Consider the following 25,863-nt stretch of genomic DNA (forward strand, 5'->3'; position numbering starts at 1 on the left):
AATTGCTCCGGGTGAAGGTCTGAAGGAAGGTCAGAATTGGAAATAAAGAAACTCGGTAGGCGCGGCCGAAAATGCGCGGGCCAGCGCAAAGAAGCCGAGCACGCCGACAGCAATGCCGATGGCAGGCGCAGGGCGCCAAGTGATGACGGACAGCGACTTTTCCAGCCAGTGTTCGCGCGGCCGCCAGTTGAGTGCGGTGCGGTAGTGGCGCATCCATTGCTGGGTGTTCGGCAAACTCCAGACAAACACCATCAGCAACGCGATAGGCGTGAAATCGGAGCGCGCGATCTGGCCGAGCGATTGCAGCAGCGTGAGGTTCACCATGGGCGCGATGAAGGCATCGACCACCGGCACCGTGTTGCTCAAGCCGGTCATCCCAGCCAGCACGGACAGTGCAGCGGGCACGTCGGCCGCACGAAAAAACACCATGGCGACGACCACGCATAAAAAAGTCAGCAGTACAGCGCTGGCCCGGTGCCAGGCAACTTCGCTGTCGAGCTTCCAGCCGCGTGTCGCCTTGAATGCCCGCCAGCCATGGGCCACCACGAGGTAAAAACCGTGCAGCAGCCCGAACACCACGAACTGCCAGCCGGCACCGTGCCAGACGCCCGAGATGAACATCGTCAGCGAGGTTGGGTAGGCGACCAGCGCAAAAAAGGTACCCCCTGTCATCTTGCCCCGGCGCGGCGGCGGCTTGCCCGCCGCCATCCGGGCACGGGTGACCCGCAGCACAATGGGGTTGTAGATATAGGCGGTCAGAAAGCGCGTCAGCGTCATGTGCCAGCGCGACCAGAATTCGATCACGTTGCGCGCCTTGAAGGGGCTGTCGAAGTTGGCCGGCAGGCTGATGCCAAACAGCAGGCCCAGTCCGATGGCCATGTCGGTGTAGCCGGAAAAATCGAAATAGATCTGCAGGGTATAGCTCAGCGCACCGGCCCAGGCGTCATGCATCGAAAGCGCCATGCCACCGGCAGCGGCGGCAAAGACCGGGGACGCAGTCTCCCCCAGCGGGTCGGCCAGGATGACCTTCTTGAACAGTCCCAGCAAAAACAGCGTGGAGCCCAAGGCGATGTTGTCCAGCCGGGGCCGGAAATGGGCAGGATCGCGGAACTGGTCGAGCATTTCGCGGTGATGCGTGATGGGGCCTGCGATCAGCTGTGGAAAAAAGGTCATGAACAGGCTATAGCTCAGGAAATCGTGTTCCACGACCGCGCCGTCGTGGGCATCGACCAGGTAGGCGATCTGCTGGAAGGTGAAAAACGAAATGGCCAGCGGCAGCACAATCTCGTTCATCGACCAGCCCAGGCCAGTGGCCTGGTCAAGCGTGCGCACCAGAAAACCGGTGTACTTGTAATAGCCAAGCAATAAAAGATTGGCCATGACTCCCAGCACCAGCGCAACCCGGGACGGGCGCTTGAGCAGGTAGCCGCCCAGCAGGTAATTGAAGGCCATGCTGCCCACCAGCAGCGGCACATAGCCCGGGTTCCACCAGCCATAAAACACCAGCGATGCAATCGTCAGCCAGACGCCCGCCAGTCGCTGCTGGCCCATGCCTGCCAGCAAAAAAAATCCCAGTAGCACCAGGGGCAGGAATCCGGCAATAAAAATGGCAGAGTTGAAAAGCACTGCAGTCTCCTTGGGGAAACGGCGCTGGGTTGACCGCGCAGCAATTGATGAAGTTAGGTAGGCCAGTCGTTCGCGAAAAACGAACGCGCAAAGGCAGACCGAAAAAATTCAGAGATCAGCAGGGGGGGTAATGAAATGTCTCAAGTCACGCAGTGGCAAGGCGTTCCGTGAGAAACGCAAGGCGCGTGACGCAAGGGGTAACAACCTAAGGCGGCGTCACTGAGCAAAAATAGCCGCGTGGTAACTCGCGGCCGCGACACAGGGCTGCCGTGGTGGAGGATTTGTTGCCGCGTATTTGCATGGTGTAACTGTACGCTTCAAAAGCGTGGGTAGTAGCGCATGCCGATAGCCCGAACGTACTGTTTTGCATGTCTTTATCAAGGAATTTTTAGCAAATGCAGGGCTTGAGAGTTGGTTTTGAAGGCTGGGTGTCCGTTAAAAACAAACAGCCTGTTCAAGTAACCGAACAGGCTGGTGGAGTGCATTTCAGGTGCTGGCCGGAAATTCGGCCAGCACCTGAAGTTTTCAATACTTCCAGAAAAACCGGTCGTCAATCTGTCCCGTCGCGCTCAGGTACTTGAGCTGCTTGAGCCGGGTGAAGGGCCGCGCACTGAATGTGGCAGCGTCGATGCCGATGCGCTCGTAAATATCATGCAGTTGCTGCGCGCCCTTGCGTGCGTCCCAGGCGCACTGAAAACCGTGCAGCTTTTCATGGATCTTGGCAAAGCTGACGCGGTAGCTGCGGTTGTCGCCGCCTGCCTGGCCAAAGCTCAACTCGCAGCCTGGATAGACGTCAGCGACGATCTGGGCGATTTCACGGACCTGGTAGTTGTCCTCGTCATGGCCGACGTTGAAGATCTCGTTGTGGATTGCATCCTGCGGCGCTTCCAGCGCGCTGGCCACGGCCTGGCAGATGTCGAGCACATGCACCAGGGGACGCCACGGCGTGCCGTCGCTGGTCATGACGATCTTGCCGGTGGTCGCGGCTATGCCGCAGAGGTTGTTCAGCACGATGTCAAAGCGCATCCGTGGCGAGGCGCCGTAAGCGGTCGCGTTGCGCAGGAAGGTCGGCGAAAAATCCGGCGAGGCCAGCGCCATCACGTCGCGCTCGACCAGTGTCTTGCATTTCGCATAGGCCGTCTGCGGATTGGTCGGCGACAGCTCGGTCATGGGCTCGTCGCCGGTGGACACGCCATAGACGCTGCAGGACGAGGTGTAGACAAAGCGCTTGGCACCCGCCGCCTTGGCGAGTTCGGCCAGCCGCACCGAGGCCTGGTGGTTGATCTGGAAGGTGAGTTCCGGAACGTTTTCGCCCAGCGGATCATTGGACAGTTCGGCCAGGTGCACGACCGCGTCAATGCCCTCGAGGTCTTCGGCCTGGATGTTGCGGATGTCGCGGTTGACGGTGCGCGGGAAACCCGGCACCAGCTGGCTGTCACTGAACAGCCAGCCGTCCCGGTAGTAGCCAGTGTCCAGGCCGACGATTTCATGGCCGCGAGCCTGAAGAAAAGGGGCGAGCAGGCAGCCGATATAGCCTTCGACGCCAGTGACGAGCAGTTTCATTTGTTTTCTCCTGAGGAGGTTTCTGAGTATTCGGGGAAGAAGCGCGCCATCTGTTCACGCCAGAGCTGGTCGCACAGCCGGTTCTGCGGCAGTTCGACATCGTCAAACGTGAGCAGTGCGTCCTTGGGCACATCGCGCTTCAGGGTGCAGCCTTCGGCCAGGCCGATGGGCAGCAGGTTTTGCGACCGGGCGGTGTCGGCGTTTTCAGCCAGGCCGTACGTCATGTAGCCGCCCAGGCCGTCAATGGACTCACCCGCCTTCAGGTCGATCTTGGCCGTGGCCAGCACTTCGACGCAGGGTGCGCCCAGCGGGGACAGCGCGGCGTCCTGGAAGAGCACGGCCCGCGCGACGGTGTTGGGCACCTCGAAATGGCACAGGTGGTAGGGCGTGTAGAAGCAGTAGAGCGGTCCGTTGCCCAGCTTGTAGAGCGACAAATAATGCTTTTGCTGCGGATGGTCGTGCGTGCCCAGCACGAACACGCCAGGGCCGGGCATGGCACCGACAACATAGTCAACGATGCCCGGGCCTTCAATCATGGCTTCGAGCGGGTAGCGCTCGGCGACCTCCTGAATGGGCGTGCCGGGGGCGACGGTGGGGCCGTACATGCCGCGCTGGCCGACCCGCATGCCGGTGCCGTTGGCGACGATGGCGTTCTCGAACGAGATCTTGGTGCCGTCGGCGAACGACGTGACCATGGCCGGATTCTGGCCCCACTGCCGGGCAAAGCCTTCCTGTGTGGTCGGGTTGCGGTAGGGGTCGTGCAGCCCCTTGATGTTGCCGCACATCACCGGCTTGACGCCAATGCCTTTGACAAAGCGGTACAAATTCATCATCACGCCCGGCTGGTCGCCGTCGGCGGTGGTCAGCACCACGCCGGCGCGGTCGGCATAGGTTTTCAGGATGGGGCCGATGGTCCCGTCGATCTCGGCATTCATCAGCACGACATGCTTGCGGTGGGCAATGGCTTCGAGGGTCACATGCGCAGCATGCTCGATGGTGCCGGTGACTTCGATGATCGCGTCGATGCCAGCGGCGCGGCACAGCAGCATGGCGTCTTCGGTGATGGCCGGCACGCCGGACTCGATGGCGCGTTCCAGCTGGGTGACCGTCTCGACGACGCAAACGCCTGAAACATCGGCCTCGCGGTAGGCGCGCCGGGCACCTTCGAGCGTGCGGTTGGCAATGGCGGCCACGCGCATGCCGGGCACCGACAGGGCAATCTGCAGCGCCACGCCGCGTGCCATGAATCCGGCGCCGATCAATCCGACGCGGATCGGCCGTCCTTCGCGTGCCCTTTGCGCCAGGGCGGTGTCAACAATGATCATGCCGCCACTCCTTCGGCCACGAAGGCGGGCCAACTGCGGTCCTTGTCGGACATGTCGATCACCGGCACCGGCCAGGCGATGCCGAACGCCGGGTCGTTATGCCGGGCGCCGCGTTCGGACTGCGGCGTGTAGAAGGCCGACACCTGGTAGGTGACGGCCGCATCGTCTGTCAGCGTGACAAAACCATGGGCAAAGCCCTTGGGCACCAGCAGCATGCGGCCATTGGCTTCACTCAGTTCCACGCCGATCCACTGGCAGTAGGTGGGCGACTCGGGGCGAATATCGACAATCGCGTCCCAGATCGCGCCCTGCACGCAGCGCACCAGCTTGTCCTCGGCATTCGGCGCCATCTGGTAGTGCATGCCGCGCAGGGTGCCCGCCCGGCGTGTCAGCGACATGTTGGTCTGCACCATGCGGGTCGGCAGGCCATTGGCCTCGAACTCGCGTTCGCAATAAGTGCGGCCGAAATAGCCGCGCGCATCTTCGCGCCGCTCCATGTCGACGAGGGTCGCGCCAGACAGCGCGGTTTTAGTGAAAATCATGGGTTGCCTTGAAAAACAGGGGTATAAAAAATCGGAAGTCCGCACTCACCAGGATTTCCAGGGTGCCTTGTCCGCAGCCCACAGGGATTCGAGCGTCTGCTTGTCGCGCAGCGTGTCCATCGGCTGCCAGAAGCCTTCGTGGCGAAAGGCGGCCATCTGGTGGTGGGCGGCCAGGTGCTCCATGGGACCGCGTTCCCAGATGGTGTCGTCGCCTTCGATCAGTTCGACCACTGTTCGGTCGAGCACAAAAAAGCCGCCGTTGATCCAGGCACCGTCGCCGCCCGGCTTTTCCTTGAAACTCGGCACCAGCGCGTTGTCGGCATGCAGGTTGAAGGCGCCGAAGCGGCCTGGCGGCTGCACTGCCGTCACTGTTGCCAGCACATTTTGCTCACGGTGGAAGGCGATCAGCTTGGTGATGTCCACATCGCTGACGCCGTCGCCGTACGTGCAGCAGAACGGCCCGTCGTTCAGGTAACGTGCCGCGCGCCGGATGCGCCCGCCGGTCATCGTGTCCAGTCCGGTATCGACCAGCGTGACCTTCCACGGCTCGGTCGAGGTGCGAAGCATGGTCGTGGTGCTGTCGCGCATGTCAAAGGTGATGTCGGCCCCGTCCATGGCGTAGTCACGGAAAAACTGCTTGATCAGGTGGCCTTTGTAGCCGCAGCAGATCACGAAGTCGCTTACGCCGTGCGCCATGTACATCTTCATGATGTGCCAGATGATCGGCCTGCCGCCAATCTCGACCATGGGCTTGGGGCGAACGGCGCTTTCCTCGCTGATGCGCGTTCCCAGTCCACCGGCCAGAATCAATGCCTGCATTTTAATTTCCCTTTTGTTAATGTTGTTGTAAGCGCACGGGGCGGCTTGCCCCTAGTGCGCAACCTTGCCCTGGCCAAACATTCCGGCCAGAAAATTGCCGTCTGCTGACTGGCTGACAGATGCTGTCGTGCCAGGTGGCGTCAAAGCGCTGATGTCCTGCGGTATTTCGGCTGCCTTTTCGAGACTCTGAAAAGGCAATTCGCTGCCTACCAGTTCAGCCAGCACCCGCACACGAATCGGCGCGGCCGGATCGTCGGGGAACTTGCGGGCAAAAAAAGCGGGCGTGGCCTTGAGTTGCTCCATGGCCTGTTCGTCGATTCTTCCCGGGTGCGCATGGTCGAATCGCTGGATGTAATGGTTCATCGGACCCTTGGCGGGTGCGACATGCATCAGCAAGGTGGGAATCAGGAACTCGTCGGCAATGCACAGCCGGCTGAAATAGTCGCGAACGCCGGGATGCAGGAATTTTTCCAGCATGGCGGCCACGACGTGGCGACTGGCACCGAACCAGGTCGAGCCGTAATAAGGCCGGAATTTCTCGTTGAAAATATGCTGCCCGATCGATGGCCGGCTGAGCGCCTTGAACAAGCCCAGCGCCACCAGCGCCAGAATGCTTTTCTTGCCGCCACTGTGCAGCCAGATACCGGCCTCGTCGCGTCGGCCACTTGCCGCGTCAAAGTAGGCATTGCCCAGTCGCCGCACGATCCGGTGGCGTAACGATTTTTCAGGCGTCAGGGCTCTGTAGCCAACCGACATCAGTGCGTCCTGGTCGGCAAACAGGTCAATGCAGTCAAAATGGGCTTCCTCGCGGCCCGAGATGTGTGTCTCGAAAGCTTCAATGGATTTGATGGGCAGGCAACTCGGGCTGAGCAACTGAAGATAGTCAAACTCCAGGTTGGCCAGTGCGTACTTCATGGAGTGGAAAATCCCGTCTACAAACCCGAAGAAAGCCCAACCCGTGCGCTTGGGATCCGGGACAAACCGGACGTTCGGTGCGGTCAGCACAAAGTCCGGCGTCTGGGAAAAATCATGGTGAACCAGCACCGTATGGGGTGCCAGTGAATGCGCCAGTTGGTCAAGCGTTTCTGGCTTGCCAACTGCAGACATCACCAGAAAAACAATATTGGGTTTCATTTTTTAGTGTTTGTTGACGGCTTTTGGGGATTCAAAGAGCGGTCCGTAGGTCTGCCAGGCATGTCGTTGCATTAACAAATCCGTTCAATCTGATGCCTGAAATTGCGGGTCGGTGCATTACGTTTTTGCCTAATTCGTGAAGATTTGTTGATTGGCTTAAGTGTTTGCGAAAACAGTAAAAGTCGTCAATCTCATGAACGGACTAATCAGGTCTCATAAATGGACTATTGACAATTTCAAAAACAACCATTTCCGGGGAGGAAGATTCTCATCCGCTGCTTGAATTCACGTCGGAAAGCCGATGGCAATCGTTTGACATCAAACCGTGGATGTTCATCGCCCAGGTGATACGCAATCAAGGTTGTTTCGAAAAAAGCAGGTAACTTACACCTGGCGTCAGCCGTGTGATGCGGCAGTTGCCAACGGCAGTCTTGGCAAGGGCGAAATTTGACCCTGGATGCCACATTAAAGCCATTGCAAACCGGCGAAACTTGCTATTGAAAAAATAGCAAAAAACACCTCAGGGTGAGGTGAAATGCCCGATTGCTTCAAAAATTCGGCATGCGCGGGCTGCCGGCGCCGCGCAGCCGACGCAAATCCATCTGCTGGGCGACAAAGCCATCGAAAGCAGCGAGCAAGGGCTGGAGCCGTCCGGCGTTCGCGTGCAACTGGGCGAGTGCTGCGCAGGTCGCCTCCAGTGTTGAAAGCTGTTCGGGCCGGTGCGCCTTGCGGATCAGGTAATGCGACGCCCCGACGTCCTGCAATGCCAGGCGCGGCAGTTGCTGCAGCAGCGGGTTGGCGTACAGCATCTTGAGGCTCTTGCGCCAGGTGCCGTCCAGTACGACCAGCCGCAGTCGGGCAGGATCGTCCAGGTCGCCCGGGGCAAGCTGCCTGGGCGTAATGCCTGGCGTCTGGTGTTGCGGCGTTTCCGGGTAAAGCAGCAGGTTGAGCTTCGCGCTGCCCGGGGCGCCTCCGGTGCCTGGCGGATCGGCCAGCAGGGCGGGCAGGTCATCGAACACCTCGCCCGTCACCAGCCGGCTGCCCGGCAGGCTCAGGTGCAGCAGCCGCGCAGTGCCCTTGGGGTTGTCCACTTCCAGCGGATGCTGCAGGATCAGCACCTCGACCGGATGCTCGACAGGCGTGGCCCAGCGGCAGATGCAGGCGCTTTGCGGGCGCAGGCAAATGGCGCAGGCCAGGCGTTTGCGGGGGGTGGGTGTCATGGGCAGGTTTGTGCGTGGCGCAACTTATTCACTATCAAAAAGAGAGCTATAGGTAGAGGCTGGACGTGCGCTTTAGCCTTATTTAATTAATAAAAGAGAGACTACGCAGGTCACTTTTCAGGTTGCCGCACAAAACATAACCTCTGTCATCGGGACCAGGATCAAGTCCGGGGCAGGGAATGCAGTCCGCATCCTGTCGCCTTTCAGCTGCGCGCCGGCAGCACGGTTCCCCGGCATTCGCCAAAGCCGATGCGTGCGGCGCCGGCTTTTTCGCACCAGCCGTGAATCACCACGGCGTCACCGTCTTCCAGGTAGCTGCGGCTTTCGCCATTGGGGAGCAGCAGCGGGTGCTTGCCGCCGGTGGTCAGCTCGATCAGCGCACCGGCCTGGTCGAGCGTCGGGCCCGACAGCGTGCCGCTGCCGAACAGATCGCCGGGCTGCAGGTTGCAGCCGTTGACCGTGTGGTGCGTCACCAGCTGCGCCACGGTCCAGTAGGCATGGCGGTAGCTGGTGCGGCAAATCGTGGCGTTAGTCTGGCCGGCTTCGCGCATCCTGGGTGTCAGCAGGCCGACCTGCAGCTGGATGTCGAGCGCGCCTTGCTGGCGGTTCGCCTCGGAGTCCAGGTAGGGCAGGGGCTGCGGGTCTGCTTCAGGGCGCACGAAGGCGGTGCGGTAAGGCGCCAGCGCTTCGAGCGTCACGATCCACGGGGAAATCGTGGTGGCGAAGTTCTTCGACAGGAAAGGCCCGAGCGGCTGGTATTCCCAGGCCTGCAGGTCACGCGCCGACCAGTCGTTCAGCAGGCAGAGGCCGAACACATGGGCTTCGGCCTGCATGATGGAAACCGGCTCGCCGAGCGCATTGCCAGAGCCGATAAAAATGCCCAGTTCGAGTTCGATGTCCAGCTTCTTGCTTGCGCCGAACACCGGTTGCGTGGCGCCGGGCGGCAGCGTCTGGCCCACGGGGCGGTGAAAGCTTTGGCCGGACACACCAATGCTCGAAGCCCGGCCATGGTAGCCAATGGGCACCCATTTGTAGTTCGGCAGCAGCGGGTTGTCGGGGCGAAACTGACGGCCAATGTTGGTGGCGTGGTGTACCGAGGTATAAAAATCGGTGTAGTCGCCGATGCGTGCCGGCAGGCCGTATTCGGCTTTGGACTGCGGCACCAGGCAAGCGGCCAGCACGGCCTGTTCGGCTGCGCCCTCTCGCAAGGCGCGTGACAGCGCCAGGCGCAGGGCATGCCAGGCGTCAGCGCCCAATGCCATCAGGGCATTGAGCGTGTCCTGCGCGCCCGCCTGCGCCGCCATGGCCGCCTCGCCGCTGAACACCCCAGTTGCTGCCAGTGCCGCCAGGTCCAGGATCTGGTCGCCGATGGCCACGCCGCCGCGAAAGGCCTCAAGCGTGCCCTGGCGGCGAAAGACCGCGAACGGCAGGTTCTGGATCGGAAAGTCGGTGCCCGCCTGGTGGGCGGACGCGAGCCAGCTGCGCAGCGCCGTGTCGTGGGTTTCGTCGAGTGGCGTCAGGGTTGTCATGGGCTTTATTGTCCGGCCATGCTGCCGTCATGCATCCAGCGCGCATGCTGGGGCGCTTTCTTGGTCACGGCCCATTCGTTGAGCATGTCCCACTTGGCCTCGTCGAGCATCTTCGCCATTTTCGGCGTGCCGGTGTTGGCGCACAACTCCAGCCGGTGGCCGCTCGGGTCAAAGAAGTAAATGGACTTGAAAATGGTGTGGTCCGTCGGGCCCAGCACGTCAATGCCGCCGGCCTCCAGCCGGGCCTTGGCGTCCATCAGGGCGTCCATCGATTCAACCTGCAGCGCCAGGTGCTGCGTCCACTCGGGGGTGTTGGGGTCGCGGCCCATGGGCGGCTGGGTCGGCAGCTCGAAAAAAGCCAGCACATTGCCATTGCCGGCATCGAGAAAAACATGCATGTACGGTTCGGGCGCCTTGGTCGAGGGCACTTCGTTCTCGGCAATCGCCAGGATGAATTTCATGTCCAGGTACTTGCCGTACCACTCGACGGTTTGCTTGGCGTCCTTGCAGCGGTAGGCGACGTGGTGGATTTTCTGGATGTTCATGATGACCTCAAACGTTGGGTTGTCAGGGGGTGACAGGCTTGCACAAGTGTCACAGGTCGCGAAGCGCGGCCTGAACATGGGTTTCAAACAGCCGGGCATCGGCCAGTGCGTTGGCATTGAGCAAGGCCAGTTTTACCAAAAACAGTTCGGTCTTGCCAGGACCGGCCTGGTCAATGGCGCTCGCCAGGGCGTCGTACACGGTTTCCAGACCGGCAAGGGGCAGGGTATTTTTGTGGGCAGTCATGGAGGCAATCCGGTTCACTGGGGCAGGGCGATGTTAAAGGCGGCTTGCAGGCGCGTGGCGTCCAGCGTCAGCCAGCGCGCGCAGACATGCTGGTCGGGCCGCAGCAGGAAGGCGGCGCCACTGGCCTGCACGCCGTAGCGCTGGCGGAAGTGGCCGTCGGCGTCTGCCAGCGTCAGGTCGGCGCCGTCCACGGGCTGCGTGGCGCCCACGGCTGTCACCCTGAGAGGCACACCCCGGGCGCGGGTGGCCGCGATCACCTGCCGCAAAGCTTCGGGAATCGCCGCTTCCTGCGTGAAGTACAGCAGCTCAAAGCCGCCGCCCAGGTGGTCGAGCAAAAAGTCGTCGGGCGCCAGGCGAATGTTTTGCGGCGGCGCGCCGTGGGCTGGTCCCGAACTGAACAAAGCGTTGTCGTCGCCCCGGCTGTTCAGCATTGAGCCGCTGTACGCGTGCGGACGCGAGGTGCGCCAGTGATAAAGCGGCCGCACGAATGCCTCTGTCAGCGACAGCGACAGCACCGCATCGCGCAGCAGCCGAAAGCCCCGGCTCGGCGGCGCCATGAAGCGCGTGCTCTTGCCCGCTTCGTCGATGATCTCGCGCGCCGCGCCGACGCGCTCGGCGCTGTGGCTGGCCAGCAGCTTGTCGCTTGCCAGACCGCGCACGACAAAGGCCAGGTGCCAGCCTAACGATTGCGCGTCTTGAAACGCCGTGTTCGCGCCGCGCACGCCGAAGATCGGCAGCAGGTGCGCCGCGTCGCCGGTGAAGACCACGCGGCCCTGAACATAATCTGGCAATGTCAGCGTACGGGCTGAATAGACTGAATTCCAGTCCATTTCCCACGGCGTGCCGGCGTGGCCGATCATGGCCAGCTGCGCATCGATGCGTCTCTTGAGCGACGCCGGTCTGAGCGCCTGCTCGGGCGTTTCGCCGGGTGGCAGCTGGTAGTCCACGCGCCAGATGCCGTGCGGCTCGCGGTGCATCAGGATGGTGTTGCCGGGGTTCCATTCGGGGTCGAAATAAGCCAGGCGCTCGGTGGGCAGCGGCAGGTCGATACGGATGTCGGCGATGACGAACAGGCCCTCATACGACGAGCCTTCCATCTGCAGCTTCAGGGCCGCGCGAATGTCGGACCGGCCCCCGTCGGCGGCCACCAGCCAGTCGGTTTCCAAGGTGTAGGGGCCTTCGGGCGTATCGATGCTCACGCGGGCCAGGCCGGGCGCCTGCGCCACGCCGACGACCTTGTTGCCCCAGCGCAGGTCAATCAGCGGGCTGGCCTGGCAGGCGTCGATCAGGTATTCCTCCAGGTACTGCTGCTGGATGTTGAGCATTGGAAAGAAACGGTCGTCCGCGTCGTGCGGCGCTTCCATGCGGAACACGCGCTGACCCCGGTAGTAGGAGTTGCCGAAGCGCCAGGGCAGGCCGTTTTCGCTCATGCGGCCGGCCACGCCCACCTGCTGCAGGATTTCCATGGAGCGGCGGGTGAACACGATGGCGCGGCTGCCCTGCGAGACCTGCAATTCTGGCGTCAATACCACGCTGGCCACGCCCAGACGGGCCAGTTCCAGCGCCGTCACCATGCCGGCCGGGCCGGCGCCGGCAATCACCACCTGTTGGCGGCTCTGCGCTGCATGCGCCGAGGGCAGCCACGCTTTGAACACCTGGTAGTGGTAATAAATCGACGGGCGGGCTTGGGTGGCGGGTTGGTGCATGGAGGTTTGGGTGCGCTGATGATGCTAACTGGTTGCGTATACAACCATTATTGAAGGCTTTAACAATATCGACCTCGGTAATTACCCTGTTGTTTGACTCAGGTTTTTCGGACGCTGGCGTGGCTTGATGCCCCCGTCAGGCAGCGGCGGCTGGCCTCACGTATAGTGATTCGTTGACCATTTTTTCTGAACGTCTGGCGCTGCGATGTCCTCCCCACCTGATTCGATTTCTCTCGAACGCATGTTCACCCACCGGCTGCACACGCTGTCCAAGCTCACCGACCGGCTCACCCAAAGCGCTTACCTGAGCGATGCGGGCATTGCCTTGAGCGAAGGGCGCTGTCTGTCGGCCATTGGGAGTTTCACGCCGCTGTCGATCAAGCACCTGGCCTATCGGGCCAACCTGGACAAGGGCCAGGCCAGCCGCGCCGCCCAGTCGCTGGTCGACCAGGGCCTGGTGTTGAAACAGGCCAGCATCACCGACGGGCGTGGCGTATTGCTGACCCTGACAACGGCGGGCGAGGTGGTGTGCGAGCGCCTGATGCGCGTCATCGGCCGGCGCAATGAAGAAATCGTTTCATGCCTGAATGCCGCAGAGCGCGGGCAACTCGACAATTTGCTCGACCGGCTGGTTGCCCATGCGCGAACGGCGGTTGAGGGCGATACAGGCGCTGATAAGTGAAATGGGAGAGGCGCGACATGGGCTTATTCCCCAGTGAAACCGGCTTCAGGGTGAGTACATACCCCAGTTGTGAGCGCAACCATATTTTTCTATCATCGGCCTGCCTTGTCTGCCCGGTGATGCATTCCTTCGCTGAAACGGTGCAGATTTTCCTGATCTGAATGACCTGACATCACTGGAGTTTTCATGCACTACCCCCGCACCCTGCGCCGCTGGATCAGCGTCGCCCTGCTGGCCTTGCCGCTGGCAGCAGTTGCAGCGTATCCGGAAAAATCCATCGAATGGGTGGTTCCCTACCCGGCAGGCGGCGGCTCGGACGTGGTGGCCCGAATTTTGTCGCTGCCCATGAGCCGGACGCTGGGCCAGCCCATCATCATCAACAACAAGCCCGGCGCGGCCACCAACATTGGCGCCGACTATGCCGCCAAGGCCAGGCCCGACGGCTATGTCATGCTGACCGGCGACACGGCCACCATGGCGGCCAACCCGGCGCTGTATTCAAAGCTCAGCTACAACGTCGACAAAGACTTCACGCCGGTCGGCCTGATGGCCCGCTTCCCGCTGATCCTGGTGGTCAACCCGGGTGTGCCGGCCAAGAACCTGACCGAGTTCATGGTTTGGGCTAAAAAGCAGCCCGATGGCGTGAACTTCGCCACGCCGGGCGCCGGCAGTCCGCACCACCTGGCGACCGAATTGTTCCGCGAACGCAGCGGGCTCAAGATGGTGCATGTGGGCTACCGGGGTGCGGCTCCGGCAGTGCAGGACGTGATTGGCGGCCAGGTGCCGATGATGTTCGTCGACACCGCCAGCGGCTACCAGCACATCCAGTCCGGCCGGCTGGTGGCCATTGGCGTTGCCAGCCCAAAGCGCATTGCCACCTTCAGCACCCTGCCGACGCTGGCCGAACAGGGCTTGAAGGGCTTTGAAGCCTATGCCTGGCAAGGGTTGGTGGTGCCTGCCGCCACGCCGCCCGAAGCTGTGAACGCGCTAAGCAAGGCCTTGCTGGCGGCGCTGGACTCTACCGAGGTCAAGGCGCGCTTCCAGACGCTGGGGCTGGAAGCAATACCCAGCACGCCGGCGCAAATGGATGCCTATGCCAAAGCCGAGCGCGAAAAATGGGCCAAGGTGATTCGTGCCAGCAATATCCGGCTGGATTGAAACGGCAAGCTTGTTTTGCTATAAAAAGCAGAGCTGTAGATGCAACTGAGGAAAGCGCTGAAGGCAGATTTGGCTTATAAGGCAGCGCTTGACCTGACTGCCAGCTTCTGCGCAACCGCGCTTACCAGCGCAGCACGCGCGGCCCCAGCAGCGCGCCGGCCAGCGTCGGAATCGCAATGCCCAGAACGTACCAGACCGCCAGAAAGGGCGCGGCCGATTCCGGGCAGTGCAGCGAATACACCAGCGCGCCCAGCGCTCCGGACAGCAGGCCAGCACTGGCCCCGGCCAGCGCCAGGCGTGTCGGCGCCAGGCCCTTGAGCGCCCACAGCGTGGACGCGAACAGCGGCAGCGAGAGCAGCGCGATGTTGAAGGGGCAGCTTTTCCATGTCTCGCCCAGAATCAGCCCGGCGCGCTGCGGCGGCGCTGCATTGACCAGCGCCAGCGCAGCGATCAGCCACAGCAGCACCACCGGCAGGGCCAGCGCGGCATTCACCCGTCCCAGCCGCATGCCGGGGCGGGCCAGCCGCTCGGCGGCGACCAGCCCGGCCAGCGCCAGCGCGGCCGCAAAGCCCGGCTTGAGCCAGAACATCAGCGTGCCGGCCTCTTCGGCCAGGCCAGGGCGAATGCCCAGGACCATGACCAGCAGCAGCATCGCGCCTGGCAGGCCCCAGCCCATGGCCAGCGCAAAGCGCCGGCCGACGCTGTTGGCCGGCACCGGCGCGACCCCGGCCGACAGGAGGCTGACAAGTTCATCGGTTTTCATGCAATTCCCCTGATTTTGGCGGCCAGCGCCTTCAGGCCCCGGTGCACGCCGATCTTGATGGCCGACTCCGACATGCCGGTCAGCTGTGCCGCCTCGACCACGGACAGGCCTTCGATCTTGACATGCACGATAGGCAGGCGCTGGCGGTCGGGCAGCCCGGCCAGCAGCGCGTCGAGGTCTCTTTTTGCCTCCCTGGCTTCGGTGTCGGACGCGGCAAACAGTTCCAGCTCGTCGTCCAGCGGAACGTTCAGCGACTCGCCCGAGGCCCGGGCGCGCAGCAGGTCGATCAGCTTGTAGCGTGCAATTGCATGCACCCAGGCGGTCAGGGGCTGGTCGGTTCGGTAGGTGTGTCGCTGGTTGTGCACCGCGATCAGGGTGTCTTGCACGATATCTTCCACTTCATCGGTTCGCTGGAACAGCCGCTTCCGGAAATAAGCCCGCAGGTGTGCGCTCAATGCTTTCAGGAACTGGTGGTAGGCCGCTGCATCGCCTTCCAGGCCTTGCAGCATCAGGCCGCGTAACCGGATTTCGGTGTCGGTGAACCGGCGGTCTCTTTCTTGTATTCGGTCCATGCAGGCTTTGGGTTACAGCGTCGATAAAAAAATAGTTTAAAAAAAGATTCGCTGGTGTGTAACCAGCGGCCGGGTTGCGCCGAACTACTGGGCAGACTGTAGCGGAGTCCTTCCGCCAGGTCCGCAGACCCGCGCCACCCGCGCTGCCTGCCTGTTCAACCCTTTGTCATCAACCGGAGCTACTCTCATGATCATCCGTTCCATCGCACTCAGCACCCTGGCCCTTGCCGCGCTCGCCTCGGGTGCCGCCATTGCCCAGAACAAGCCCATGGACGCCAAGCCAGCCATGGAAAAATGTTTCGGCGTTTCCCTGGCCGGCAAGAACGACTGCGCCGCCGGACCCGGCACCACCTGCGCCGGCACGTCGAAAGTGGACTACCAGGGCAATGCCTGGAAGCAGGTGCCTGCCGGTACCTGCACCACCATCAAGACGCCCAAGGGCATGGGCTCGCTCAACGCCATCAAGGCCTGAGCGTCGTCAGGACGCACCCCGTGAATGCCGCCCGACCAAGCGCCGGCCTGAGCCTGAAGCCCGCGCATTTCGACGAGGCCCTGACCTGCGATGACGCCGGGCTGTGGTTCGAGGTGCATCCGGAAAACTATGCGGTGGCCGGTGGCCCGAGGCTGGCCTGGCTCGACGCCATCCGGTCCCGGCATCCGCTGTCGCTGCATGGCGTGTCGCTCTCGCTGGCGGCCGATGCACCGCCTGACGCGGCCCACCTGGCGTGGCTGGCCGCACTGGCGGACCGCATCGAGCCGGCGCTGGTGTCCGAGCACCTGGCCTGGTCGGCCTGGCGCGGCAGTTACCTGCCCGACCTGCTTCCTTTTGCCCGCACGCAGGCGGCCTTGCTGCGCGTGGCCGGCAACATTGCCCGCACCCAGGATGCGCTGGGGCGGCGCATCGCCATTGAAAACCCGTCCCACTACCTGCGCATCGAAGGCCATGCCTGGGACGAGGTTGATTTTTTGCAGGAACTCGCGCGCCGCAGCGGCTGCGGCCTGCTGCTCGACGTGAACAATGTGTACCTCAGCGCCAGCAATCTGGGGACTTGCGCCGAGGCCTATATCGACGCTTTTCCCGGCGACGAGGTGATGGAAATCCACTTGGCGGGCCACACGCCCGACCCCGTGCTGGGCCAGGCGCTGCTGGTGGATTCGCACGATGCGCCGGTTTCGCCCAAGGTATGGGCGCTGTATGAGCGCCTGATTGCGCGCATCGGCCCGCGCCCGACGCTGATCGAGCGTGATGACCAGTTGCCGCCTTTCGCCGAACTGCTGGCCGAACGCCGGCAGGCGCAGGCGCTGCTGCAGGGCCAGCCGCACGAAAAAGAGGCGTTGGTGCCATGAGCACCGAACTGTCAAGTTTCCAGGACCGCTTTGCCGAGGCGCTATGGACATTGCCCGATGCAGTGCCCGACCACTTGCGCGACCTGACGGACCAGCCCGGCTTTGCGGTGTACCGCAACACCGTTGTCAGGGGCTGCATCGATGCGCTGCAAGCCAACTACCCGGCGGTGTTGCGGCTGGTGGGCGAGGACTGGTTCCGCGCCGCTGCCGCCCTGCATGCGCGCGCACAACCGCCTGTCGATACCCGGCTGCTGGTGTATGGCGCGGATTTCCCCGGTTTCCTGGCAGGCTTTGCACCGGCGGCAGACTTGCCCTACCTGGCCGGCGTGGCCCGGCTCGACCGTTTCTGGACCGAAGCGCATGTGGCGGCAGATGCCCCGGCACTGGCGCCCTCCGCGCTGGCGGATGCGCCGCCGGAAGGCTTGGGCGAACTGGTGCTTCAACCACACCCGGCTGCGCGCTGGGCCTGGTTTGAAGACCAGCCCATCTATACCCTCTGGCAGCGCAACCGGCAGGACGTCCCGCAAGGCATGGACAGTGACGATGCGCTGGACTGGATCGGCGAGGGCGCGCTGCTGACCCGGCCGGAGGGCGACGTTGTCTGGACCGCGCTGGACGCGGGCGGCTGCGCATTTCTGGATGCCTGTGCCGCCGGACGTCCGCTGGCACTGGCAGCGGATGCAGCGCTGGCCCGGCAGGCCGACTGCGACCTGGAGCAACTGATGACCGCGTTGCTGCAGGCGGGTGCTTTTTGCAGCGCCCGGACATATCCCACCCCGAACCATCAGGAGCTGACATGAACCCCGTTTTGTCCACGACGACCGCCGTCACCCGTCCCGAACCCACCGGGCTGCGTGGCCTCTGGCACAGCCTGGCCGGCGGGCTTACCCGCCTGGTGCCGCACGATGCTCTGGCGCTGGTGAACCGGATTGCCATCGCCGCCATCTTTTTCCTGTCCGGCCGCACCAAGGTGGATGGCTGGCTGACGGTCAACGACAGCGCCTATTCACTGTTCCAGTACGAGTACCAGGTGCCGCTGGTGCCGTTCGAAATCGCCGCGAATTTGGCAGCCTGGGCCGAACACCTGTTCCCCTTGCTGCTGGTGCTGGGCCTGTTTACCCGCCTGTCCGCCCTGGCGCTGCTGGGCATGACGCTGGTGATCCAGGTGTTTGTCTATCCCGACGCCTGGGCAACGCACCTGTCCTGGGCCGGTTTGCTGCTTTACCTGGTCGGGCGTGGCGCTGGAACGCTGTCGTTGGACCGGTGGCTGCGGATTCGGTAGGCTGGCTCGTTTGCTATTAAAAAAATAGCTGAAAATGCAATAAGGATGTGCGGATAAGCCCTATTTTTTTAATAAAAGTAACTGCTGGCGATTCCGGTTTGAGCGCTGTTTTTTCCTTTGGCTTTGGGTGGGTTCTTCTGTGGATTGAGGGGTGAGCGCCTTCCCGGCGGGGGTAACTTTCTTTTCTGGCAAAAAAGAAAGTCACCAAAGAAAGTTGCCTTGGGAAGCGGGAGCGGGTTGGAGCTGAACGCTCCGACGGGCCAACGCTTCGCTAGGCCCTGGGCACCTGGAGCTACGGGCAGGCGGCCAGGGCGGTCTCTGGCTGGTGCTACCGCTCGTTCGCCAACAGCTTCACGCTCTGCCTGATCGTTTCTTTGCACTTCAAACACTGCTGGCAGTTTCTTGCTTTTTTACTCAGTCAAGGCATGTCATGGGGCTAACAGCGGACAGGCAAAAGGCCCATCGTTGTACAACAGCGGCTGGCCTGCTGACCAGATCCAGCGGACAAGGAAGAAAAAATGGCGTGGCTGGCAGCAGACAGCAACCCGCGCCGCGCAAGCAATGCAGATCAAGCAGAGCGTGAAGCTGTTGGCGAGGGAAAGGTAGCACCAGCCAGTGACGGCGAATGCCCTCCAGGCCACATCCTACATGCCCAGGGCCTAGCGAAGCGTTGGCCCGTCGGAGCGTTCAGCTCCAACCCGCTCCCGCTTTCACAGGCAACTTTCTTTGGTGACTTTCCTTTTTGCCAGAAAAGAAAGTTACCCCCGCCGGGAAGGCGCTCACCCCTCAATCCACAGAAGAACCCACCCAAAGCCCCAAAGCCCCAAAGCCCCAAGACTGAAAACGCAATCGCGTGCTCCGTCAAGCAAGACCCCCCCCAGACAGGATCAGGCCACGGGCGGCACCAGAATGGTGGCCGCCGCCGGCGCCGCCATGTCGGGGTAGTCGCGGCTGAAATGCAGGCCCCGGCTTTCGCGCCGCAGCTGCGCCGAGCGCACGATCAGGTCGGCCACCTGCACCAGGTTGCGCAACTCCAGCAGGTCACGCGTCACATGGAAATTGGCATAGAACTCCTGGATCTCGGCCTGCAGCAGCGTGATGCGGTGCGCCGCGCGCTCCAGCCGCTTGTTGGTTCGAACGATGCCGACATAGTCCCACATGAAGCGGCGCAGCTCGTCCCAGTTGTGCGAGATCACCACGCATTCGTCGGCGTCCGTCACGCGGCTGTCGTCCCAGCGCGGCACCTTGGCCGCTGGCGCGGCGGGTGCGGCACCAATCGCCTGGGCGGCAGCCTGCGCAAACACCATGCATTCGAGCAGTGAATTGCTCGCCAGCCGGTTGGCGCCGTGCAGGCCGGTGCAGGCCGTCTCGCCCACGGCGAACAGGCCTGGCAGGTCGGTGCGGCCGGCCAAATCGGTCAGCACGCCGCCGCAGGTGTAGTGCGCGGCCGGCACCACGGGAATCGGCTGGGTCGTGATGTCGATGCCCAGCTCGGCACATTTCGCCAGAATGTTGGGGAAGTGCTCATGCAAAAACGCCGGGCTCTGGTGCGAGATGTCGAGCAGCACGCAGTCCAGGCCGCGTTTTTTCATCTCGAAGTCGATGGCCCGTGCCACCACGTCGCGCGGCGCCAGTTCGGCGCGCGCGTCGTGGTCCAGCATGAAACGCGTGCCATCGGGCAGTTTTAACTGTCCGCCTTCGCCGCGCACGGCTTCGCTGATCAGGTACGACTTGGCATGCGGGTGGTACAGGCAGGTCGGGTGGAACTGGATGAACTCCATGTTGCCCACCCGGCAGCCGGCGCGCCAGGCGGCCGCGATGCCGTCGCCGGTGGCAGTGTCGGGGTTGGTGGTGTAGAGGTAGACCTTACCGGCGCCGCCAGTGGCCAGGATGGTTTGCGGCGCACGAAAGGTCAGCACTTCGTCGGTGGCGTCGTCCAGCGCGTACAGGCCCAGGCAGCGCTGCGCGCCCGGCAAGCCGAGCTTGCGCGCGGTGATCACATCGACCAGCGTGTGCTGCTCGAACAGCGTGACGCCCGGCGTTTGCCGCACCACGTCGATCAGCGTGCGCTGCACGGCCGCGCCGGTGGCGTCGGTGACATGGGCAATGCGCCGCGCGCCGTGACCGCCTTCGCGCGTCAGGTGCAATTCGCCGTCTTCCAGCGAAAACGGCACGCCCAGCGCGCGCAGCCAGGCAATCGCACCGGGCGCGTTTTCGACCACAAAGCGCGTGGCGGCCAGGTCGCACAGGCCGGCGCCGGCCACCAGCGTGTCCTGCACATGCGCGTCGAAGCTGTCGCCGTCGGCCAGCACGGCGGCAATGCCGCCCTGCGCCCAGCCGCTGGCGCCGTCGCTGACGCTGCGCTTGGTGATCACGGCCACCCGGTGCGTGGGCGCCAGATGCAGCGCGGCGCTCAAGCCGGCCAAGCCGCTGCCGACGATCAAAACATCAAAATCATGTGTCATTGCAGAGCCGGGTTGAAGACGTTGAGGGTGGGGTTAAGCATCACGCGGGCGTGTAGGCCAGCCGGACATAGATCGGCGCAAAGGATTCGGCCTGGGTGATTTCCAGCAGGCATTCCTTGGCCAGCTCCAGCAGCGCGATGAAGGTGACGACCAGCACCGGCATGCCGCGCGAAGCATCGAACAGTTCCTCGAACTCCAGGAACTTGCGGCCCTGCAGCCGGCGCAGCACGATGCTCATGTGCTCGCGCACCGAGAGTTCTTCGCGGCTGATGACATGGTGCTGGACCAGTTTGGCGCGTTTGACGATGCCCTGCCACGCTTCCTGCAAATCGACCAGCGTCACGTCGGGCAGGCGCGGCTCGGTGGATTGCTCCACATGCACCTGCGCCACGGCAAAATCGCGGCCGCGTTGCGGCAGGGTGTTCAACCGGTGCGCGGCGAGCTTGATGCGCTCGTATTCCAGCAGGCGCCGCACCAGCTCGGCGCGCGGGTCGTCGGCCTCCGGGCCTTCGGCGGCCTTGCGCGGCGGCAGCAGCATGCGCGACTTGATCTCGATCAGCATCGCGGCCATCAAGAGGTATTCGGCCGCCAGCTCCAGGTTGGTGGCGCGGATTTCATCGACATAGGCCAGGTACTGCCGCGTCACCGCCGCCATCGGAATGTCGAGAATATTGAAATTCTGCTTGCGGATCAGGTACAGCAGCAGGTCCAGCGGGCCTTCAAAGGCTTCGAGAAAGACCTTCAGCGCATCGGGCGGAATGTACAGGTCCTTGGGCATGGCGAACATCGGTTCGCCATACAGCCGCGCCAGCGCGACCGGGTCGATCAGTCCCGGCGGTTCAGGGTTGACCGCTGTGGGCAGGGGCGCGTCGCCAGGGGTGCGCGGTTCCTGCACGGGAATAGCCAAGGAGGGGATGGGTAGCATCAGGGCAGCAGCGGGGGGAATCGGTTCATGGGCTGGCCGCCATGGAAAACAGGCTGGCTTCAGCCGGTAGGCTGCCGGCTGAAGGCGCCATGCGAAATACGGGAATCAGTCGCCGTTCGGGTGCGCGCTGGTGCCATAGACATAGGCCTGCTGCGCCACGCGCGCCTCGCCGTAGTCCGCCTGGTCGGCCAGGTTCAGGTTCTTGTCCCACCAGATGGCGCGGCCGGCGCGCTGCTCGGCTTCGAGGGTCGGCTTCTTCGCTTTCAGCCCGTCGATGAACGAGGTGATTTCAGAGGTGTAGTGGGTGCGTTGAAAAAGAGACATGGGTCTGGACCGCCTAAAACGTATAGTGGGTGGATTTTACCGGGGTCTGCCATGCCATCATTCATTCGTCAGCCCGCCGTGGCGGAAACTGTGTGTTTCTCTGCGGTTTTGCCGACGGCTACCAAAAAGGCGGTGTTGTTCATGGGCTTGCTGTCGATCATTCTGGGCCTGGCCGGCTGCGACCAGGAACGCATCAAGGAGCTGGAGGAAGGTGTTTCCACCGAAACTGATGTATGGGCCCGTTTTGGCGTTCCCGAGAAAGTCTGGGAAGCAAGCGACATGGCGTCGCTGCCCATGCCGGGCGTGGCGGCCGAGCCGGGTGCCCGCACCCTCGAATACAACCGCCAGCCTGCGGGCCAGGTCAATTACATGATCACCATTGGCCCCGATGGCCGGATGACCGGGCTGCGCCAGGTGCTCACACCGCAAAATTTTGCCCGCGTGCTGCCCGGCATGCCGATGGAGACGGTGCGCAAGATGCTGGGCAAGCCGATGAAGGTCACGCCCTTTGCGCTGAAGCGCGAAACGCATTACGACTGGCGCTACCTGAATCCGCCCAGCACCCTGATGATTTTTACCGCAGTGTTTGACGCAAACCTGCGCGTGGTCCGCACGCAGTCGGCAGATGAGGAAAGCGTCTATCCGAAGAGCCGGTAGGCGACTGGACGCTGTTTTTTGCCAACCCTTTAACGAGTTGTTGGAAATGGCATTTGAAACGCCTTTTGTCTTTACTCTGTCATTGCGGGCTCGCCCCGCAATCCACAGCACCCAACCCAACCGCAGCCAGGCAGCGGTTGGGTATCCCCGAACGGTTGACCGCGCACGGATGGATTGCGGGTCAGGCCCGCAATGACAAAGGATAGGGATTAGGAGATGGGGTGAGGCGGTGGCGTTAAACAGTTCAGGTTTTTAAAGAAAAAAAGCCGTTTGCGCAATGGCAGAAAGCACAGTAAGCTATTATTTTTATAGCGTTTCAACCTGCGCCAAAAAGCCCGAGCGTTCCATCACTTCCCGGGGCTGGGCATTCAGGCCGGCCAGAACCAGCCGGCCGCCACGCGAGGCGATGGCTTTTTGCAGTTGCTCCAGCACATCCAGGCCCGAAGCGTCGAGTGACTGCAGCGACTGCAAATCAAGCCGGATCGTCATGCCCTGCGGGGCGCTTTCGACGACGTTCAAAATCGGGTCGATCTTGGCCACGGCGCCAAAAAACAGCGAGCCGTGCAGCCGGAAGCAGGCTTCCTCGCCGCTGTTCGTCAACGCCACCACCTGGAACAGCGAACTCATGCGCCGCACGAACAGCACGCAGGCCAGCAGCAGGCCGACCTGCAGCGCCACCGTCAGGTCAAACACCACCGTCAAAAAGAACGTGCCCAGCATGATCAGCCGGTAGTGGCTGCTGGCGCGTTTTAACTCGGCGAACTCGCGCCATTCGCCCATGTTCCAGGCGACGTACAGCAAGATGCCGGCGAGCACCGGCAGCGGCACATGCACGGCCAGTGGGGCGGCCACCAGCACCACGGCGACCAGCGTCAGCGAATGCACCAGCCCCGAGATGGGCGAGGTGGCGCCGGCCCGCACATTGGTCACGGTGCGGGCAATCGTGCCGGTGGCCGGCATGCCGCCAAAAAACGGCACGACAAAATTGGCCACGCCCTGCGCCATCAGTTCCTGGTTCGGGTCGTGGCGCGGCAGGCCCGAAATCTGGTCGGCCACGCGCGCGCAGAGCAGCGACTCGACCGCGCCCAGCAGTGCAATCGTGAGGGTCGGGGCCACCAGCAGCCGCACCGTCGACCATGAGAAATCAGGAAATTCAAAGATCGGCAGGGCGCTCGGAATCCCGCCAAAGCGGCTGCCGATGGTTTCCACCGGCAGGCTCGACACATAAGCCAGCGCCGTCAGCGTGAGCAGCGCCACGATCGGCCCCGGCAGGCGCGAAGCCAGTCGGGTGGCGCGCTTGAGCTGCAGGCCTTCGCCAGCCTGGATGAGCCGGATCAGCCGGTTGGTGAAGGCGTGGGCATAGCGCGTCTGGGTGTCAAACAGTCGCGGCCAGACCAGCAGGCCGAGCAGGCAGGCCAGCCCCAGGCCCAGCGCGTACAGGTTCAGCGTGCCGATGTTCAGGGCAATCGCCTTGATCTGCGAGAAAAAATCCGCCGGCATTTTGGCAATGTTCAGTCCCAGCAGGTCCTTGACCTGCGACAGCGCAATCAGCACCGCGATGCCGTTGGTAAACCCCACCACGATACTGACCGGCACATAGCGCACCAGCGTGCCGAGTTTGAAGAAACCCAGTAAAAACAGCAGCACCCCGGCGCAGGTGGTGGAGATCAGCAAATTGGCCAGGCCATAGCGCTCGATGATGCCGTAAACGATGACGATAAACGCCCCCGCCGGGCCGCCCAGCGAGGCAATGATGGCGCCGGCAATGATCGCCGTCCAGATGCCCGCTTCGGGCTTTAGGCCCGAGGCAATCGCAAACGCCATGGCCAGCGGCAGCGCCACGATGCCAACCGTCAGGCCGGCGCCTGCATCCTTGAAGAAGCGTTCGCGGTTGTAGCCGGCCAACGACGAAAGCAGGCGCGGACGAAACCGGGCGAATTGAATGGGCAGGTGCATGGGAAAAGATTGTGCGCTTGCACCCGCTTTAACCGGCGCATCCAAAGCGCAGGAGACAAACAAATTTCAAACCCTTGCTTTAAGGAACAAACCGGGCGGCACTCATCAAGCGCAAAGGCCAGGTGGATGGACAATGCACACCGGTCTAAACGCAGCCCAATCGCCGAAGGCTGCAACTGCTCAGAAGGTCAATGACAGTGCCGCATGACTGGCAGCGCCGATGGCAAAAGTGCCACAGCTGCTTGTGCGTTGGGCCAGCAGCACCTGCTTCAGTACATTCAGGCCGCAGCGGCCATGCTGCGGCATTCGTCCGCGCATGCAAGGCAAATGGCGGCGCATTGCTGGCAGTGGTCCATGTCGTGCTGCTGGCATTCCTCGCCGCAAGCCTGGCAGATCTCGGCGCACAGCGCGCAAATGGCGGCGGCATGCTCGCTGCCGCGGGCCATGGCTGCCGCAGCGAAAGCGCAGGCAGCTGCGCAGTCCATGTCCAGCGCAATGCACCGGGCCATCATCTTCACATCGTCTTCCTGAAGGCATGCGGCTGCGCACTGGTTGCACTGGTTGGCGCAGTCACTGCAAAGCTCCATGCATTCTGCAAATTCCTCATTCATGGGGTGTACTCCTTGTTGGATGGTCAGCGTGGATACGGACAGGCGGACGGTGGGCCGGGGTTGAACAACATCTGCCCGTTCACTGTTTGCGTTATCGCCTGTCTTGTATGTAGGCGCCGGCCTGCAAACCATGTCGGTGTGGTCGCGAAAGAAGATCTGTTGCGTTGGAAACGGCAGGCCGATGCCTGCAAGCAGCAGCGCGATCAGCGCCGCATACGCCGACAGGCCGATCACCACCACCACCCGGGCAATGCCCTGCCAGTTGTCAAACCACATGCAACACCCGGCCGTTTTCAACCACCTCGCGCAGGCTGATGTCGCGCCCCACGCCAGCCAGGCTCTGCATGCACCCTGTCATTGAGGCTTCGCCGTGGCAGGGTCGATGCAGCCACTGGCAACAGTGGAACTGCCTGAAAGAATGTCGCTCTGGCGGATACCGTGAGGCTTGGCCTGGCTGCTGGCAGCGCAGCCTGCCAGTGCAACAGCGGTTATCAAATGGAGATGTTGGCGCATATTTTTTCAGTAAAAGCGTGACGCCGGTCGGCCGACGGGCGCGTGAGCATTTGCCATGCACTTGCAATACATTCCTGCGCTTCACGCAGGCGTTTATCGGCCCCGGTCGGTCAACTTCTCTCCGGCTTGTCAGCCGGTTTTGGCAGCCCTTTTTATCGCCGGGACTGCCGACATGCTGAATCATTCGGATCAACGGTTCACAAGGTCTTGGTTGTCCTACAGTTCCGAACTGAAAGCACTTACACCTCTAACCGCAGCAGGCCCCAGACTGAGTGCATGCGCATTCAGTCGAGCTTTTTTTTCCTTTCTGCGGTTCGTCGTGAGCGTCTGGACAGGCGTGGCACGTCAAGTGGTC

25 protein-coding genes are annotated in these 25,863 nt (G+C 62.6%); 7 read left to right on the forward strand and 18 right to left on the reverse strand.

Annotation, left to right across the window (positions count from 1 at the left end; all coding sequences use genetic code 11):
• Positions 1 to 30: 30 nt before the first annotated feature.
• From H4V98_RS06650 to H4V98_RS06700, 11 genes are all read right to left on the reverse strand, one after another.
• A complete protein-coding gene (locus tag H4V98_RS06650; RefSeq protein WP_196861506.1) occupies positions 31 to 1,626 on the reverse strand; it encodes an MBOAT family protein in 1,596 nt (531 codons plus the stop codon).
• Positions 1,627 to 2,151: 525 nt separating this feature from the next.
• Entirely contained in the window at positions 2,152 to 3,189 is a 1,038-nt protein-coding gene (locus tag H4V98_RS06655; protein ID WP_196861507.1) for an SDR family oxidoreductase, read from the reverse strand.
• On the reverse strand, positions 3,186 to 4,514 hold the full coding sequence (locus tag H4V98_RS06660; protein WP_196861508.1) for an NAD(P)-dependent oxidoreductase: 1,329 nt from the start codon (positions 4,512 to 4,514) through the stop codon (positions 3,186 to 3,188). The genes H4V98_RS06655 and H4V98_RS06660 overlap by 4 nt, the downstream gene beginning before the upstream one ends.
• Complete coding sequence (gene rfbC / locus H4V98_RS06665; RefSeq protein ID WP_196861509.1) at positions 4,511 to 5,056, reverse strand: dTDP-4-dehydrorhamnose 3,5-epimerase; 546 nt, start codon at positions 5,054 to 5,056, stop codon at positions 4,511 to 4,513. Before rfbC ends, H4V98_RS06660 begins: the two co-directional genes overlap by 4 nt.
• Before the next feature lie 45 nt (positions 5,057 to 5,101).
• Positions 5,102 to 5,875 (reverse strand): glucose-1-phosphate cytidylyltransferase, encoded by a 774-nt coding sequence (gene rfbF / locus H4V98_RS06670; RefSeq protein ID WP_196861510.1) that lies wholly within the window; start codon positions 5,873 to 5,875, stop codon positions 5,102 to 5,104.
• Positions 5,876 to 5,926: 51 nt separating this feature from the next.
• Positions 5,927 to 7,009 carry a beta-1,6-N-acetylglucosaminyltransferase gene (locus tag H4V98_RS06675; RefSeq protein ID WP_196861511.1) on the reverse strand — a complete coding sequence of 361 codons (1,083 nt, stop codon included), beginning with the start codon at positions 7,007 to 7,009 and terminating at the stop codon, positions 5,927 to 5,929.
• 548 nt (positions 7,010 to 7,557) lie between these two features.
• Complete coding sequence (locus tag H4V98_RS06680) at positions 7,558 to 8,229, reverse strand: tRNA-uridine aminocarboxypropyltransferase (protein ID WP_196861512.1); 672 nt, start codon at positions 8,227 to 8,229, stop codon at positions 7,558 to 7,560.
• Between the two features lie 203 nt (positions 8,230 to 8,432).
• Positions 8,433 to 9,758, reverse strand: a complete 1,326-nt coding sequence (gene fahA / locus H4V98_RS06685; RefSeq protein WP_196861513.1) for a fumarylacetoacetase — start codon at positions 9,756 to 9,758, stop codon at positions 8,433 to 8,435.
• Between the two features lie 5 nt (positions 9,759 to 9,763).
• Entirely contained in the window at positions 9,764 to 10,303 is a 540-nt protein-coding gene (locus H4V98_RS06690) for a VOC family protein (protein WP_196861514.1), read from the reverse strand.
• A gap of 49 nt (positions 10,304 to 10,352) precedes the next feature.
• Positions 10,353 to 10,547: a DUF2783 domain-containing protein gene (locus H4V98_RS06695; protein ID WP_196861515.1), complete on the reverse strand. Its 195-nt coding sequence runs from the start codon at positions 10,545 to 10,547 to the stop codon at positions 10,353 to 10,355.
• A 14-nt stretch (positions 10,548 to 10,561) separates the two neighbouring features.
• Entirely contained in the window at positions 10,562 to 12,253 is a 1,692-nt protein-coding gene (locus H4V98_RS06700; RefSeq protein WP_196861516.1) for an FAD-dependent monooxygenase, read from the reverse strand.
• A gap of 205 nt (positions 12,254 to 12,458) precedes the next feature.
• On the opposite strand from H4V98_RS06700, the gene H4V98_RS06705 reads away from it, so the two are divergent.
• Together H4V98_RS06705 and H4V98_RS06710 are read left to right on the forward strand one after the other, a co-directional pair.
• Complete coding sequence (locus H4V98_RS06705) at positions 12,459 to 12,935, forward strand: MarR family transcriptional regulator (RefSeq protein WP_196861517.1); 477 nt, start codon at positions 12,459 to 12,461, stop codon at positions 12,933 to 12,935.
• 186 nt (positions 12,936 to 13,121) lie between these two features.
• Positions 13,122 to 14,093: a tripartite tricarboxylate transporter substrate binding protein gene (locus H4V98_RS06710; RefSeq protein WP_280757359.1), complete on the forward strand. Its 972-nt coding sequence runs from the start codon at positions 13,122 to 13,124 to the stop codon at positions 14,091 to 14,093.
• Between the two features lie 121 nt (positions 14,094 to 14,214).
• Here the strand turns inward: H4V98_RS06710 and H4V98_RS06715 are convergent, their stop codons facing one another.
• Together H4V98_RS06715 and H4V98_RS06720 are read right to left on the reverse strand one after the other, a co-directional pair.
• Positions 14,215 to 14,856, reverse strand: a complete 642-nt coding sequence (locus tag H4V98_RS06715; protein ID WP_196861519.1) for a DUF1109 domain-containing protein — start codon at positions 14,854 to 14,856, stop codon at positions 14,215 to 14,217.
• Positions 14,853 to 15,428: a sigma-70 family RNA polymerase sigma factor gene (locus tag H4V98_RS06720; protein WP_196861520.1), complete on the reverse strand. Its 576-nt coding sequence runs from the start codon at positions 15,426 to 15,428 to the stop codon at positions 14,853 to 14,855. Before H4V98_RS06720 ends, H4V98_RS06715 begins: the two co-directional genes overlap by 4 nt.
• Positions 15,429 to 15,615: 187 nt before the next feature.
• On the opposite strand from H4V98_RS06720, the gene H4V98_RS06725 reads away from it, so the two are divergent.
• From H4V98_RS06725 to H4V98_RS06740, 4 genes are read left to right on the forward strand one after another with little or no spacing between them, the layout of a single operon-like run.
• Positions 15,616 to 15,900 carry a DUF2282 domain-containing protein gene (locus H4V98_RS06725; protein WP_196861521.1) on the forward strand — a complete coding sequence of 95 codons (285 nt, stop codon included), beginning with the start codon at positions 15,616 to 15,618 and terminating at the stop codon, positions 15,898 to 15,900.
• Between the two features lie 20 nt (positions 15,901 to 15,920).
• Complete coding sequence (locus tag H4V98_RS06730) at positions 15,921 to 16,775, forward strand: DUF692 domain-containing protein (RefSeq protein WP_196861522.1); 855 nt, start codon at positions 15,921 to 15,923, stop codon at positions 16,773 to 16,775.
• On the forward strand, positions 16,772 to 17,575 hold the full coding sequence (locus H4V98_RS06735) for a DNA-binding domain-containing protein (RefSeq protein WP_196861523.1): 804 nt from the start codon (positions 16,772 to 16,774) through the stop codon (positions 17,573 to 17,575). Before H4V98_RS06730 ends, H4V98_RS06735 begins: the two co-directional genes overlap by 4 nt.
• A complete protein-coding gene (locus tag H4V98_RS06740) occupies positions 17,572 to 18,057 on the forward strand; it encodes a DoxX family protein (protein ID WP_196861524.1) in 486 nt (161 codons plus the stop codon). The genes H4V98_RS06735 and H4V98_RS06740 overlap by 4 nt, the downstream gene beginning before the upstream one ends.
• An 887-nt stretch (positions 18,058 to 18,944) precedes the next feature.
• Here the strand turns inward: H4V98_RS06740 and nadB are convergent.
• From nadB to H4V98_RS06755, 3 genes are all read right to left on the reverse strand, one after another.
• Positions 18,945 to 20,522: an L-aspartate oxidase gene (gene nadB, locus H4V98_RS06745; RefSeq protein ID WP_196861525.1), complete on the reverse strand. Its 1,578-nt coding sequence runs from the start codon at positions 20,520 to 20,522 to the stop codon at positions 18,945 to 18,947.
• A 40-nt stretch (positions 20,523 to 20,562) separates the two neighbouring features.
• Complete coding sequence (locus H4V98_RS06750; RefSeq protein WP_231376495.1) at positions 20,563 to 21,447, reverse strand: ScpA family protein; 885 nt, start codon at positions 21,445 to 21,447, stop codon at positions 20,563 to 20,565.
• A 105-nt stretch (positions 21,448 to 21,552) separates the two neighbouring features.
• On the reverse strand, positions 21,553 to 21,771 hold the full coding sequence (locus H4V98_RS06755; protein ID WP_196861526.1) for a DUF3460 family protein: 219 nt from the start codon (positions 21,769 to 21,771) through the stop codon (positions 21,553 to 21,555).
• A gap of 141 nt (positions 21,772 to 21,912) precedes the next feature.
• Between H4V98_RS06755 and H4V98_RS06760 the strand changes: the two genes are divergently transcribed.
• Entirely contained in the window at positions 21,913 to 22,428 is a 516-nt protein-coding gene (locus tag H4V98_RS06760) for an outer membrane protein assembly factor BamE (protein WP_196861818.1), read from the forward strand.
• Positions 22,429 to 22,734: 306 nt separating this feature from the next.
• Here H4V98_RS06760 and H4V98_RS06765 read toward each other — a convergent pair whose 3' ends face one another.
• Positions 22,735 to 24,384, reverse strand: a complete 1,650-nt coding sequence (locus H4V98_RS06765) for a SulP family inorganic anion transporter (protein WP_196861527.1) — start codon at positions 24,382 to 24,384, stop codon at positions 22,735 to 22,737.
• 278 nt (positions 24,385 to 24,662) lie between these two features.
• Positions 24,663 to 24,971, reverse strand: coding sequence for a four-helix bundle copper-binding protein (locus H4V98_RS06770; protein WP_231374379.1), 309 nt, complete (start codon positions 24,969 to 24,971; stop codon positions 24,663 to 24,665).
• Positions 24,972 to 25,863 lie beyond the last annotated feature (892 nt).

It is taken from the genome of Polaromonas sp. CG_23.6, from assembly GCF_029892315.1.
Classification (GTDB): Bacteria; Pseudomonadota; Gammaproteobacteria; order Burkholderiales; family Burkholderiaceae_C; genus Polaromonas.